This is a genomic window from Chroococcidiopsis sp. [FACHB-1243] (assembly GCF_014696895.1).
GTDB lineage: Bacteria > Cyanobacteriota > Cyanobacteriia > Cyanobacteriales > Chroococcidiopsidaceae > Chroococcidiopsis.
This window is the reverse complement of record NZ_JACJQX010000012.1, coordinates 49475-62222: the sequence shown is the minus strand read 5'-3', so window position 1 is coordinate 62222 and position 12748 is coordinate 49475. Positions and strand designations below refer to the sequence as shown.

Sequence of the window (12748 nt, the reverse complement as noted above, 5' to 3'; positions counted from 1 at the left end):
TAAACAACGCAGAGGAACAGTCAATGCCAGAGTGGTTAGAGCATAGCGTACAGGTTGAAGTGCCAGTTCCCGTTGACCAAGTATGGGAATTGTGGTCAGATCTAGAGCAGATGCCGCGTTGGATGAAGTGGATTGAGTCGGTAAAAGTGCTGGAGGATAACCCTGATTTGTCACGCTGGCATTTAAATACGGGGGGACTGCAGTTCGACTGGCATTCGCGCATTTTGAAGAAAGTACCAAATCAAATTATTCAATGGGAATCTGTGGATGGTCTGCCCAATCAAGGCGCAATTCGGTTTTACGATCGCCACACTAGTACTATTGTTAAGCTCAGCGTCGCCTATGCCTTTCCTGGTATTTTAGGCAAAATTATGGATAGCCTATTTTTAGGTCGTGCAGTTGAATCTACGCTGCAAGCTAATATGGAAAGATTTCGCGATTATGCCCTCCAAGCTCAAGCCCAAAAGCAAGGGGTTAGTTGTTAGTTGTTAGTTATTAGTTGATGGTTGTAGGGGCGGGTTCACCAAAAAACTTTGTTTGTAACCGAGATTTCAGGTAAACTCGCCCGTACAGCAGTAGTAAGTGACAATACCCACATTTCACACCCTATTGCTAGGTAAATATGGCTATAGGTACAACCCATAGTGTATTCAGCTATGTTTAGATTGACAGTAATAGCCTTTGTGCCAAAGTTCAATTTGCAGTCAATAATCGAGTTATTTTCCCTAGCCCCTAGCCCCTAACTCCTCACCCCTCATTATGTCTCGGACTTCGCCAATTCCTGTTGTGACAAATCATCCCCGACTTGCTATTATTCAACGCTTGCGTAAACTAACACACCTAATGGATAATGCGATCGCAATTCCAGGGACGAAGTTTCGCATCGGTTTAGACCCCATTTTAGGATTGCTACCAGGAGCGGGAGATTTTATCGGCACGGCGCTTTCTGCATATATCGTACTGGAAGCCGTGCGCTTGGGACTCCCCAAAGAGACATTGGGAAAAATGGTGAGTAATATTCTGTTAGAAAGCGTAGTTGGTACTGTCCCAATTGTGGGTGATTGGTTTGATTTTGCCTGGAAAGCCAACGTTAAGAACTTGGAGCTAATAGAAACACATTTAGGGGTAACAAATATCAGCAAGCCTGCAAATCGCTGGTTGATGTTTTTACTGGTGGTAGGGTTCTTAATTATTGGTATAGGTTTAGTAACCTTTAGTGTGCTAGTTTTTAAACTGCTCTTAAATGCAGTGACTAGCTAATTGAGGTTTTAAGACAGGAATGAAGGACTGGTGGCAGGCGACATTTCCCCAGGGGAGACAAACATTAAAAATTATTGATGCGAATGGCTACCCAGTGTCTATATCTTACGGAGAGAAAGGCACGGGTAAGCCACTATTTTTAATACATGGAATTGGCAGTTGGAGTTACAACTGGCGTTATAGCGTCGAACCCTTATCAAAATACTTTCGCGTGATTTGTTTCGATGCCAAAGGTTACGGGTTTTCGGAAAAGCCTATACGCAGAGAAAGGCACGATCACCAATTGATCGAGCTATCGCGGATTGTGAGCGGCTTGTGCAACGAACCAGCCATCATCGTTGCAGAATCGCTAGGTGCATTAGTGAGTTTGGGGCTTGCGCTTGCTTATCCTCAACTGATCGAAAAGTTGATCGTTGTCAATGTTCCAATTTTTCCCGAACGCTTACCGCATTGGGGTATGTGGTTGCTGTCGCAATTACCAACAGAAATCGTCAAAGCGATCGACTCAACTCGGTTTCCATATTTTTTTGCCCCCGTCATGCGGGAATTGATGCGATTAGAGCGGCGATCTGTACTATTCGACCCCTCAACTTTGACGGACGAAGATGTCTATTGGCTTACCTATCCGTTTGTAGAATTTCCTGGGACGATCGCCAAAGTTGCAGAAGACTTACAAATTGCGGCAGCAGAAATCGAACACTTGCAAGCAAAAAAACCCAGTTTAATTACTAAGATTCAAAATCATTTGCACAAAATTAAATGTCCAACCCTAATTTTATGGGGAAAACAAGATAGCTGGTTTCCGTGTAGCGATGGTGAGAAATTGCGATCGCGCATTCCCAACGCTCAATTAAAAATTCTTCCCAATTGCGGACATGATGCCTCAGCCGGTGCGAATCAAGCAGTGAATGCAGCAGTATTAGAGTTTCTGAGGGGGAGTTGGGAGTCGGGGAAGAGAGCTGGGGGAGCTGAGGGAGAAAAATTATGACTCCTGATTTCTAGGTTTTGACTTTTGACTTTTGACTTCCCTACGACTCTTGCTATAATAATAAAAGCGTAGTCGTTATGAGTTCATATATACCCCTATGACCAATCCTGCTGTTGAGAACTTAGTGATTATTGGCTCTGGACCCGCTGGATACACCGCAGCAATCTATGCGGCGCGGGCAAACCTCAAACCTGTTGTCTTTGAAGGCTTCCAAGCAGGGGGCTTACCTGGTGGGCAGCTGATGACGACGACAGAAGTAGAAAACTTTCCTGGTTTTCCAGAAGGAATTACAGGACCGGAACTAATGGATCGGATGAAGGCTCAGGCAGAACGCTGGGGAGCAGAGTTATACACTGAGGACGTAATTGCAGTTGACTTGTCGCAGCGTCCGTTTACCGTCCGTTCTGAGGAGCGAGAATTTAAGACGAATAGCATCGTCATCGCTACTGGAGCCACAGCTAAGCGTTTGGGACTGCCTTGCGAACACCAGTTTTGGAGCCGAGGTATATCAGCTTGTGCGATCTGTGATGGCGCTACTCCAATCTTTCACAGAGCAAAATTAGCCGTGATTGGTGCTGGTGACTCCGCCGCCGAAGAATCGATCTACCTGACCAAATATGGCGATGAGGTAAATATGTTAGTGCGGGGTGACAAAATGCGTGCTAGTAAAGCGATGCAAGACCGCGTTTTGAATAATCCCAAAATTACTGTTCATTGGAATACGGAAGTCGTAGATGTGTTTGGTAATGACAAGCACATGGAAGGCTTGCTGATCCGTAATAACAAAACAGGCGAAGAAAGTAAGCTAGACGTGCGGGGTTTATTCTACGCGATCGGTCACAATCCCAACACATCTTTATTTAAAGGTCAACTGGAATTAGATGATGTAGGATACATCGTCACCAAGCATGGTTCTGTAGAAACCAGTGTCGAAGGAGTATTCGCGGCTGGAGACGTGCAAGACCACGAATATCGCCAAGCGATTACGGCTGCTGGTAGCGGTTGTATGGGAGCAATGCTAGCAGAGCGGTGGCTGTCTGCAAATGGATCGATCCAAGAATTCCATCAAAAGCCGGAAACTCCCAATAACGAATTAGAACATCAAGCCAAGCAAGCCGCCACCCCAGAAGAATTCGATCTAGCTCAGACGCGGCATTATGGTGGTTATGCTTTACGCAAACTATTTCATGATAGCGATCGCCTGCTGATGGTGAAATATGTCTCGCCTGGATGCGGTCCTTGCCACACGCTCAAACCGATTTTGAATAAAGTTGTTGATGAGTTTGACGGCAAAATTCACTTTGTCGAAATCGACATTCAAGCAGATCCCGATATTGCCGAAAACGCTCAAGTCACGGGAACGCCAACGATTCAATTCTTTAAAGATAAAGAGTTGCTGAGTGAAACCAAAGGCGTGAAGCAAAAGAGTCAATATCGCCAGTTGATTGAAAGCTATCTGAATTAATTTTTGCCGCTGGTGATAGAAAATTCAGTGGGTTGTAGAGACGTAAATTGCGTTTTTACAACTCATTATTTTATGCAATTGTTATCATACAATTTACGTTTCGATTGCGACAAAAACGAGCAGAACTATCCTCTGTATTAAACTAATCGTCTGGCGATCGCCTTCACAGTATTCAATCCTCGAACGCTAGCCGCTCTTCAAACGACTACCAACATGATTAAACGAAGCGACATAACGGCTAAAGTAAACGGCTGCAAGTAGCCTGTGCAACAACACCGACAAACTTTGCCAGTCCGCTCCAACCAACCGGATTATTATGCCGTGCTATAACTTGCCAATCAACTTGTCATATTCTGCATGTGTTCCAATTCAGAACCAGGAAATACCATTCTCGACTTCAACACCCAAAGCTCGATAACTTAACCCTGCACGAACTGACCAATACTTCTTGCCCAACTTCTTGAAATGCAAGGATGGATGAGCTGGGTCAACTTTAAGCAACTCGTAACACTCATCTGCCGTTCGTTGAACGCTTTCGGGTAATGCGTCGTAGTATTGCCAAAACTTCTGGGTTGTATAGTGCATCAAATTTCTCGGCAATGACCCGCTTCAAACTCAGCGATCGCTTCCCGAGCAAATGCCTCTAATTTACCGTCTGCTATGTCTTGTTCTAGTTGCTTATCCCAACGCTGGTAATCTATGTCAAAGAACCACTGTCTGAGCCGCTGAAACTCGTCTGATGGAAGTGTAAGGATAGCGGCTTCAATTTGCTCAAGATTTGACATACTCGGTTTCTAAATCTTTGGCTTTGATTCAGATTATAGCTTGAGTGTAAAAATCGCTTCTCTCTTTATCTCAAGTGTTCTAGTTTCCACTCTGCCCACTGGCTGTAAGTTTGAATTTCTTGTGGTGCATCTAAGATCTTAAACTGCGTTCCCGGAGCAGTAAGTAGATCTAAAACTAATTCCTCGTACTCCTGTTGGGTAATCTCAAAAGGTTTCCAGGAACAGCCTCCACTCATTCCAGCATCATATTGAACATTTCCATCTGGTAAAAGCCCACTAGGGAAAAAATCGTTTGGTACACCATGTTTCAACAAGTAACTCAAGACATGAAAAGGTGGAATAAACCAGTGTACGCGAAAGGCATCTCAAGTAGTAAATCTTTCAGCGTTCCGTGCGTCCAGATTCCGCCTGCACGGTGCATTATATAACACTTGAAACGCAACTCTCTCATTGAGCGATCGCCTCACCAACCATCTTGAAGAGTCTTTCCCAAACACCGAAGCGGCATAACGTTCCTAGTCAGCGGCGGCGAGTAACACTTGCATCGCCGCTAAGATCTCGATGTCGTCCGCTGCACTGCAAGAAATTAAGGAGCAGAGGATAATGGCTTTAACGCTATCTCCGAAAAACTTCTCTGAGAGCTAACTTTTATGAGTAGAATACGTGCAAACTGCACAACCTATGCACCACCACCAAACCGCATCGTCGATCCTAGCATACCTGACCATTGCATCAGCCTTCACATTGCGAATCCAGGCAACTTGGAGCGGTAATTAGAGCGACGACTTGACGGCGAAAAACCGATCGGTCGTGCAACATTTCCCGGTACATTTACCTTTGTGCCTGCTTTTCGAGAACCAGAATGGCTATGGGAATCAGAGGTTGAAATATTAGATTTATATTTACCTGCTACATTTTTGGAAAGAATTGCAATTGAAAATTGCGATCGCACTCCTCAACCCATTGAGTTAATCGCTCGCTTTGCAATGAGCGACCCGCTTCTAGAGCAACTTGCTCTTACCCTTTATACGGAACTGACGCACAGCCACCTGAACAATCGGCTCTACTTAGAATCCTTACAAAACTTAGTGGCAGTTCATCTATTGCGGCATCACTGCTCGACAGAGGTTCTAGATACTCCTACAGCAGGAAAATTATCTGGGATCAAATTGCAGCAGGTCATCGACTACATCCAGGTCAACCTAGAGCAGAACATGGGGTTAGAAGAATTTGCAGAGATGACTCAGCTAAGTGTTCACCACTTTGGCAAACTCTTCAAGCAAAGTATGGGAGATCCTTTACATCAGTATGTTTTGAAATGTCGTATTGAACGAGCTAAAGAACTTTTGGTCAATACACAACTCTTAATAGCTGAAATTGCTCAGACAGTTGGTTTCTACGATCAAAGTCATTTTACAAATGTCTTCCGTCGTCATACAAACCTAACACCTCGCCAATACCGCAACCGACTTTAAAGCAAGTTGAGTTGTTTCTTATCACCAGATTTCCCAAATTTTGATCGGAGCTTACAAGATTTGGCAATCATCACTGCTATAAGCTATCCCCAGTCTCGCTGATGCAAGAGGTATGTTTGGGGATGCTTGAGAAATCACGGAGAATGTTTGTACAAACTAGTGTAGCTGGAGCAATCGGCTTTTTTTTATTAAGTCTCGGTCTATCTAGAGTGCGGCAGATGACTGCACAGGCACAAAATTCAGCAGCTAGGAATAGAAGTTACGTGGTTCAGAAAATCAAATTCAACAGCCAAGGTGTAGAACTTGTCGGTTGTTTGTTTGCTCCGGAAGACTTGCAAGGGAAAAAAGCTCCTGCGATTCCCATCCTTGGACCTGTTGCATTTGTGAAAGAGCAGTCACCATTGCAGTATGCGACTCGCCTAGCTAGTGAGGGGTTTATTACATTGATTTTTGATCCGCGCACTCATGGTGAAAGTGGTGGAGAACCTCGTAGATATGAAAGCGGAAAAGCAAAAGTTCAAGATATTCGGGCAGCGATCGATTTTCTTGCAACACAAGAAACCGTGAATTCTAATCGCATCTTTGCGCTTGGTGTCTGTCAAGGCGTGAACTGGATAATTGAAGCTGCAACTCAGGATCAACGAATCAAAGCATTGTCAATTGTTGCGGGTCATTACTTAATCCTGGAAACTGCAGAGAAGTATCTGGGTAGTACAGACAAGGTACAGGAGAGAATCGCAAGAGCAACCCGTGCAAGAGAAAAATTTGAGCGAACTAGACAAGTTGATTACATCCCTATCGTGAGTGAAGATGATCCGAATGCACTCTTATTACCTAAACCCATTTATCAGTGGTACGTCCGATGGGCAGACCGAGGAGAGGTATGGAGGTTTCATGGACTTTGGGAAAATCGTATCGCAGCAATGAGTGAAGCTGAACTTTGGGGATATCGGGTTGATGAAACGGTAAGAAACTTGAACACACCTATATTGATGATTCATTCGGATCGTGCTGCAAGCAGTGCAGACATTCCAAAACAGTTATTCAAGGGGATTCCTGCAAAAGACAAGGAATTAGTATGGTTAGGCAATCAGGTTCAATTTCAATTTTATGAAGATCCGGTCACGATCGATCGTTCTGTTCATACGATCGCAGGTTGGTTCCGCGATCGCGCTTGAATTTTGGCATGTGGAGGACTGGGCAACTGCGCTCAGTCAAATGGGAGCCTTCGGAACAAATACTAAAAAGCAGTCAGGAGAACATTAATGAAACTTGCATTGTTTGGAGCAAACGGCATGGCTGGTAGTCGAATTGCGACTGAAGCGTTAATGTGTGGTCATGATTTAACAGCGATCGTTCGTGACCTGTCGCGCTTCTCTCCATCTGCTCGCCAAACCCCATTTACTGCAAATATTGTTGTTGGTAATGTTCTTGATCCTACAAATGTCGCAGAGTTGGTTCAGGGACATGATGCGGTCATCAGCACAATAGGACCGGGTGCTGACAAGGCAAGCGATCCGATACTGGCACAGGATGTAATCAAGGCTACTCATTCACTCATTGAAGGGTTGACTCGTGCAACAGTTCGTCGCTTGGTCGTTGTTGGAGGTGCAGGTAGCCTTGAAGTAGAATCTGGTCTTCGACTTGTAGATACTCCCGACTTTCCAGAGATTTATCGCCCAGCTTCACTTGCTCATTGTGAAGCACTCGATATCTACAAAACTTGCGATTTGGACTGGACGTTTATTAGCCCAGCCGCATTTTTTGAGCCAGGAGAACGGACAGGTAAATATCGCATTGGCACAGACCAGTTACTTGTAGACGCAACGGGCAAAAGTCAAATCTCAGCAGAAGATTACGCGCTCGCGCTACTTGACGAAGTTGAACGCTCCCATTTTCTTCGCCGTCGTATGACTGTTGCCTACTAAGTAACAGCTTTTCGATACATAGCAACAAATATTGAACACTTACAGACAAGCTTGCAATATTGCCCCAACCAATAACTAAAAGCAGCCCAACTATTTATCATACGGAAACTGTCCGTATATTACATTCGGCAATTCAGCTAGAGAAAGGATTACAGACATTTCGATCGGAAGATCAAGAATTTTTCTGTATATTGCCAATATCCACGACAGATACCGAATTTGTCTGTATAACTACCTTGTTTGGGGTAGATATCTAGAAATTTTCTAGCTATTATCCTTTTCTGGATTATGAATGGAAATATTCCGTATATTCACCTGATTTTGCACGTAAGTAAGGACTTTTCAGTGAGTAGAGCGGGCATTGCCCGCTCTCCTAAATTAATTCTCGATTGGTGGTGCGAGCGGCGCTCTCAATCTACCACCACCACCGATGTTATCAGGTCTGTTATTGTCAATGATGTTTAGTGCTGAAATTAGCTTTATCATGTCGTCATAAAAAGCACCACTCCGACCTTCAAAACTATAGCCGTAGCGATTGCGAAATTCCTCTGGAACTCCTTGTTCTACAGCAAGATAGTAAGCGTCCCAATAAGCATCATCGACTATGTATGCACCATAATTTTGTAATGCCTTGAAAATCTTCTGCCCCGCAGGAGTCTTTAATCCTAAACTGTCTATCTTCACGTGAGGCGGGATTGCCAATAAACTACCTTGTACGAGTTTAGAATTAGTCCCCTTATATTCACTCTCGGCATATCGGTCGGCGCGGTCGGCGGGCCAGCGATAACCGGGCATAGATTTAGAATAATGAAGATATTTTTTGCCCCAAATCAAGATTTTGATCGCGTGGCGAATTGGTTCGTCACCTGTTAGTTCGCCTCGGCGAATAGAACCGCCAATCGCCGACATCCCAGACCCGAAATGAGTGCCTTTAATCCCGTCGCCGTAAATGTCAACACCCCCCCACGGGTTACGCCAGCCGTGGATGTTGCCACCTGCGGTACAACGAGCCAGGGGTTCGAGTTGCTCGATCGTTCTTCCATCTGGCATCAAAAAAGCTGCGGCATTATTAGGGGTAGAGTATGGTTGACTGGTTGCGTCTGGGACGATTAAATTGTCGGGGACTGGGAGAGAAAGACCCATTGATTGCTTACCCGTACAGCGTCCGGGACCGAAACTTCCCGGTGATACAACTTGTCGCATCGGATCGCCAGCTTTGAGCTTGTAGAAGTACTCCCGATCTGCACCAAAAAAGCCTGCTTTTGGAAGATTTGCTGGTACATATGTTGCAGTAGCTCCAATTGGCATATTCCAAATTGAAGTAGAGGAAAAGGGCCACAACCATTTGTCTCGCGATTTGGGGTCTTGAGCTAGAATGCCAGAAGTCACTTGCTGACTAATGAGAAAATCTTGGCTTGGCTTTTGAGCCGACAGATTGTCAGATTTCCCTTCATTATTTGCAGTCGTTGTATGACAGCTACCGATAGTAATACTAAGAACAACACTAGCTGCTAGTGCAATTTGCTGAGCTTGAAACTTACGCATGATCTACTGTATATATTTAGTGAGTGCGAGCAAGATAGAGGTTGCTGCTAGTTGAATTTGAGTTGAGGGATAGAAGAAACTTGAAAAATGCGATCGCATATATCTAGACACTTAAGGAAATAGAGTGAAATATCTCGACCGTGAAACTCAGAGCGATCGCGCTTGGTTTAAGTTAAATTTATATAACCATCACAAAATCAAGTTAATATGTATTTTTCAGATCGACCAAGGGCAATTCTACTGAAGTTAAATTACAGTAAAATTGCCGATCTGCAAGCATTAACTCGATCGATATACGGTGTTTGGAGATGTTTGCTAAGCGATATACCTGCGCTTGAGGACGATTGCTGGCTACTATGCGTTTTACTTATGAGTTAGCAAATTAATATAGTATCTATCGTAGAAATACATAAATTTATACCTATATTTGAGATCCATAAAAATAATTAGTACAGCACTAAGCCCCAGCGAATATAATTCGCGGCTAAATAAATATAGACGTAAAGCAGTTTGCCTACGGTAAACTAGCCCGCGCGGATTCATGGCAAGTTAAGGGTTGAACCTACATTCGCGCAGAATAAGCAGGTTTTGCATGTGTAACAGCGATTTCAATCGCCCAGTGCAAGATTTCAAAAAATAGGGCGGGTATAACCCACCCCACAAACTCTTAGCACCCGCGACCCAGCTTCTCTTCTACTTCTGCTACCATCAACAGAGTTTTTAGTACCGAATCGGGGTTGAGACTCATAGAATCTATTCCCTGTTCTACTAAAAACTGAGCGAATTCTGGGTAATCGCTGGGGGCTTGACCGCAGATCCCAATTTTACGACCCTTAGCTTTAGCAGTAGCGATCGCCATTTGCACTAATCGCTTAACTCCTGGAGTGCGTTCGTCAAACAAACCCGCCACTAAAGCTGAATCTCGGTCTAATCCAATTGTCAGCTGAGTTAAATCGTTAGAACCAATCGAAAACCCATCAAAGACTTCGCTGAATTCCTCCGCCATCAAAACGTTGTTGGGCAACTCGCACATGACGTAAATTTCTAACCCGTCTTTACCTCGTTCTAAACCGTGCTTTGCCATTTCTGCCAAGACTTTACGCCCTTCTTCGGGAGTGCGGCAAAAAGGAATCATCGGAATTAAATTGGTTAACCCCATCTCTTTTCGTACCTGCTTGATGGCATGACACTCCAAAGCAAAAGCATCGCGGTAACGCGGATCGTAGTAACGCGCCGCCCCCCGCCACCCTAGCATCGGGTTTTCTTCCTTGGGTTCAAACTGCTTTCCACCGAGTAAATTGGCATATTCATTCGACTTAAAGTCACTCATCCGCACGACAACTGGATTAGGGTAAAAAGCAGCTGCCAGCGTCGCTGCACCTTGGGCTAGTTTCTCGATAAAATACTGGGGCTTCTCGGCAAAGAATGCCGTCATTTCAGCAATTTTGGCTTTTTCCGCTTCGTCCTCTAAGCGATCGAAATGCAGCAGTGCCAAAGGATGAATTTTGATATAGTTGGCAATAATAAACTCTAGCCGTGCCAATCCCACACCATCATTAGGAATTGCCGAGAGGCTGAAAGCTTCCGCAGGATTGCCTACGTTCATCATAATTTTGGTACGAGTGCGAGGCAGGTTATCTAAGGGAACTTCTCGAACTTCAAAAGGTAATAATCCTTGGTAAACCTTTCCCTCATCGCCTTCAGCACAGGAAACCGTAACTTCTTGCCCAGAATGCAACACGCTAGTAGCATCGCCACAACCGACGATCGCCGGAATTCCAATTTCTCTAGCGATAATTGCGGCGTGACAAGTTCTACCACCTTGATTTGTCACGATCGCGCTGGCTTTTTTTAAAATTGGTTCCCAATCTGGGTCTGTTTTATCAGTAACTAACACATCTCCAGTGTGGAAATGGTCGAGTCTATGCACGTCTGTAATGACTTTAACTTTCCCCTGACCAATCGCCTCGCCGACACTGCGACCTGTAATTATAGGTGTATCGCCGTTAGCCCCGACTAAGTGATAACTCCGTAAAACGTTGAGACTTTTTTGCGATTGTACGGTTTCGGGGCGGGCTTGAACGACAAATAGTTCTTCTGTTACGCCGTCTTTTGCCCACTCAATATCCATCGGGGTATAAGTACCGCGCACTTTAGAGTAATGGTCTTCAATAATGCAAGCCCAACGCGCTAATTGCAATATCTCGTCATCGTTGAGGGCATATTTGCCGCGATCGCTAGGTACGACGGGAACGTTTCTGGTAACTTTCGATCCGCCTGTATCGTAGACCATTTTGAATTCTTTAGAACCCAATCTTTTGCCTAAAATCGGGCGAAAACCTGCTTTCAGTGTAGGTTTGAAGACGTAGTATTCATCTGGGTTGATTGCCCCTTGGACGATATTTTCGCCCAAACCATAGGCGGCTGTAATCAAGGCAGCATTTTTAAATCCAGTCTCCGTATCAATAGAGAACATCACCCCAGAAGCCGCCAAGTCAGAACGTACCATTTTTTGTACGCCAATCGAGAGGGCAACGCTGAAATGGTCGAAACCTCGGCTGTGACGATAGGAGATGGCGCGATCGGTAAATAGAGAAGCAAAGCAGCGATGACAGGCAACTAATACGCCTTCAGCGCCGTTGATGTTGAGGTAGGATTCTTGCTGTCCGGCAAAACTAGCATCTGGTAGGTCTTCGGCTGTGGCGCTAGAACGAACGGCAACATCAGTGTCAATCCCGTAATTTTCACATAACTTTTCGTAGGCAGATGCGATCGCCTCTTTTAAGTCTTTCGGGAAAGGCGTGTACCGCAGCATCGATCTTGCTTGTTTACCGCGTTGGCGTAAGTTATTCAGATCTTCCACATCCAAATCGGCAAACAGCGATCGCAATTTGGCATCTAAACCAGTTTGCTGAATGTAATAGCGATAGGCATAAGCAGTAATTGCAAAGCCGTTGGGAACGTTAATACCTTGGGGTGTGAGTTGTTGGATCATTTCGCCTAAAGAGGCGTTTTTCCCGCCTACCAAAGCCAGATCGTGAATTCCTACCTCTTCAAACCAGAGAATCAGCGATCGCTCTTTTGCTGCTGGGGAGGTCGTTTCTGTCACCGCCGTTACCATAGCTATTTTCCTCTCTAGTGATTGCTACTGCGATCGAGTCAATTTACATCAAGAAGTAAATTTAGTATGTTCTTTTCTAATCTATTGGGGATCAAAGCCTTTTGACATCAAATCTAAACGAACCTACATATTCGTGGTTTTTCACCCATTCTACAAAGAGTACTATTTAGAAATTTATAGT

Annotated in this window: 13 protein-coding genes; 8 read left to right on the top strand and 5 right to left on the bottom strand. The window is 44.7% G+C overall.

Annotated elements, in window-relative coordinates; translation table 11 throughout:
- The first annotated feature begins 23 nt into the window (after positions 1-23).
- The 4 genes from H6G17_RS11000 (at position 24) to trxB (ending at position 3713) form a co-directional block, all read left to right on the top strand.
- The gene (locus H6G17_RS11000; protein ID WP_192157025.1) at positions 24-485 is read left to right on the top strand and encodes an SRPBCC family protein; all 462 of its coding nucleotides are present in this window, start codon (positions 24-26) and stop codon (positions 483-485) included.
- Between the two features lie 274 nt (positions 486-759).
- On the top strand, positions 760-1260 hold the full coding sequence (locus tag H6G17_RS10995) for a DUF4112 domain-containing protein (RefSeq protein ID WP_192157023.1): 501 nt from the start codon (positions 760-762) through the stop codon (positions 1258-1260).
- A gap of 19 nt (positions 1261-1279) precedes the next feature.
- Entirely contained in the window at positions 1280-2248 is a 969-nt protein-coding gene (locus H6G17_RS10990) for an alpha/beta hydrolase (RefSeq protein WP_192157021.1), read from the top strand.
- Positions 2249-2345: 97 nt separating this feature from the next.
- The gene (gene trxB, locus H6G17_RS10985) at positions 2346-3713 is read left to right on the top strand and encodes a thioredoxin-disulfide reductase (RefSeq protein WP_192157019.1); all 1368 of its coding nucleotides are present in this window, start codon (positions 2346-2348) and stop codon (positions 3711-3713) included.
- A 369-nt stretch (positions 3714-4082) separates the two neighbouring features.
- On the opposite strand, the gene H6G17_RS10980 is transcribed toward trxB, so the two are convergent.
- The 3 genes from H6G17_RS10980 to H6G17_RS10970 form a co-directional block, all read right to left on the bottom strand.
- On the bottom strand, positions 4083-4298 hold the full coding sequence (locus tag H6G17_RS10980; RefSeq protein ID WP_192157017.1) for a hypothetical protein: 216 nt from the start codon (positions 4296-4298) through the stop codon (positions 4083-4085).
- Complete coding sequence (locus H6G17_RS10975; protein ID WP_192157015.1) at positions 4298-4498, bottom strand: hypothetical protein; 201 nt, start codon at positions 4496-4498, stop codon at positions 4298-4300. The genes H6G17_RS10980 and H6G17_RS10975 overlap by 1 nt, the downstream gene beginning before the upstream one ends.
- A gap of 65 nt (positions 4499-4563) precedes the next feature.
- Positions 4564-4809: a hypothetical protein gene (locus tag H6G17_RS10970; protein ID WP_192157013.1), complete on the bottom strand. Its 246-nt coding sequence runs from the start codon at positions 4807-4809 to the stop codon at positions 4564-4566.
- A 339-nt stretch (positions 4810-5148) separates the two neighbouring features.
- On the opposite strand from H6G17_RS10970, the gene H6G17_RS34030 reads away from it, so the two are divergent.
- The 4 genes from H6G17_RS34030 (at position 5149) to H6G17_RS10955 (ending at position 7901) form a co-directional block, all read left to right on the top strand.
- The gene (locus H6G17_RS34030; protein ID WP_277875975.1) at positions 5149-5271 is read left to right on the top strand and encodes a hypothetical protein; all 123 of its coding nucleotides are present in this window, start codon (positions 5149-5151) and stop codon (positions 5269-5271) included.
- Positions 5272-5337: 66 nt separating this feature from the next.
- Entirely contained in the window at positions 5338-5973 is a 636-nt protein-coding gene (locus H6G17_RS34615; protein WP_192157012.1) for an AraC family transcriptional regulator, read from the top strand.
- A 218-nt stretch (positions 5974-6191) separates the two neighbouring features.
- Complete coding sequence (locus H6G17_RS10960) at positions 6192-7151, top strand: alpha/beta hydrolase (protein WP_192157010.1); 960 nt, start codon at positions 6192-6194, stop codon at positions 7149-7151.
- An 87-nt stretch (positions 7152-7238) separates the two neighbouring features.
- The gene (locus H6G17_RS10955) at positions 7239-7901 is read left to right on the top strand and encodes an NAD(P)-dependent oxidoreductase (RefSeq protein ID WP_192157007.1); all 663 of its coding nucleotides are present in this window, start codon (positions 7239-7241) and stop codon (positions 7899-7901) included.
- Between the two features lie 378 nt (positions 7902-8279).
- On the opposite strand, the gene H6G17_RS10950 is transcribed toward H6G17_RS10955, so the two are convergent.
- Complete coding sequence (locus H6G17_RS10950; RefSeq protein WP_192157005.1) at positions 8280-9446, bottom strand: hypothetical protein; 1167 nt, start codon at positions 9444-9446, stop codon at positions 8280-8282.
- A gap of 667 nt (positions 9447-10113) precedes the next feature.
- Entirely contained in the window at positions 10114-12567 is a 2454-nt protein-coding gene (ppsA, locus tag H6G17_RS10945) for a phosphoenolpyruvate synthase (protein ID WP_192157003.1), read from the bottom strand.
- Positions 12568-12748: the final 181 nt, after the last annotated feature.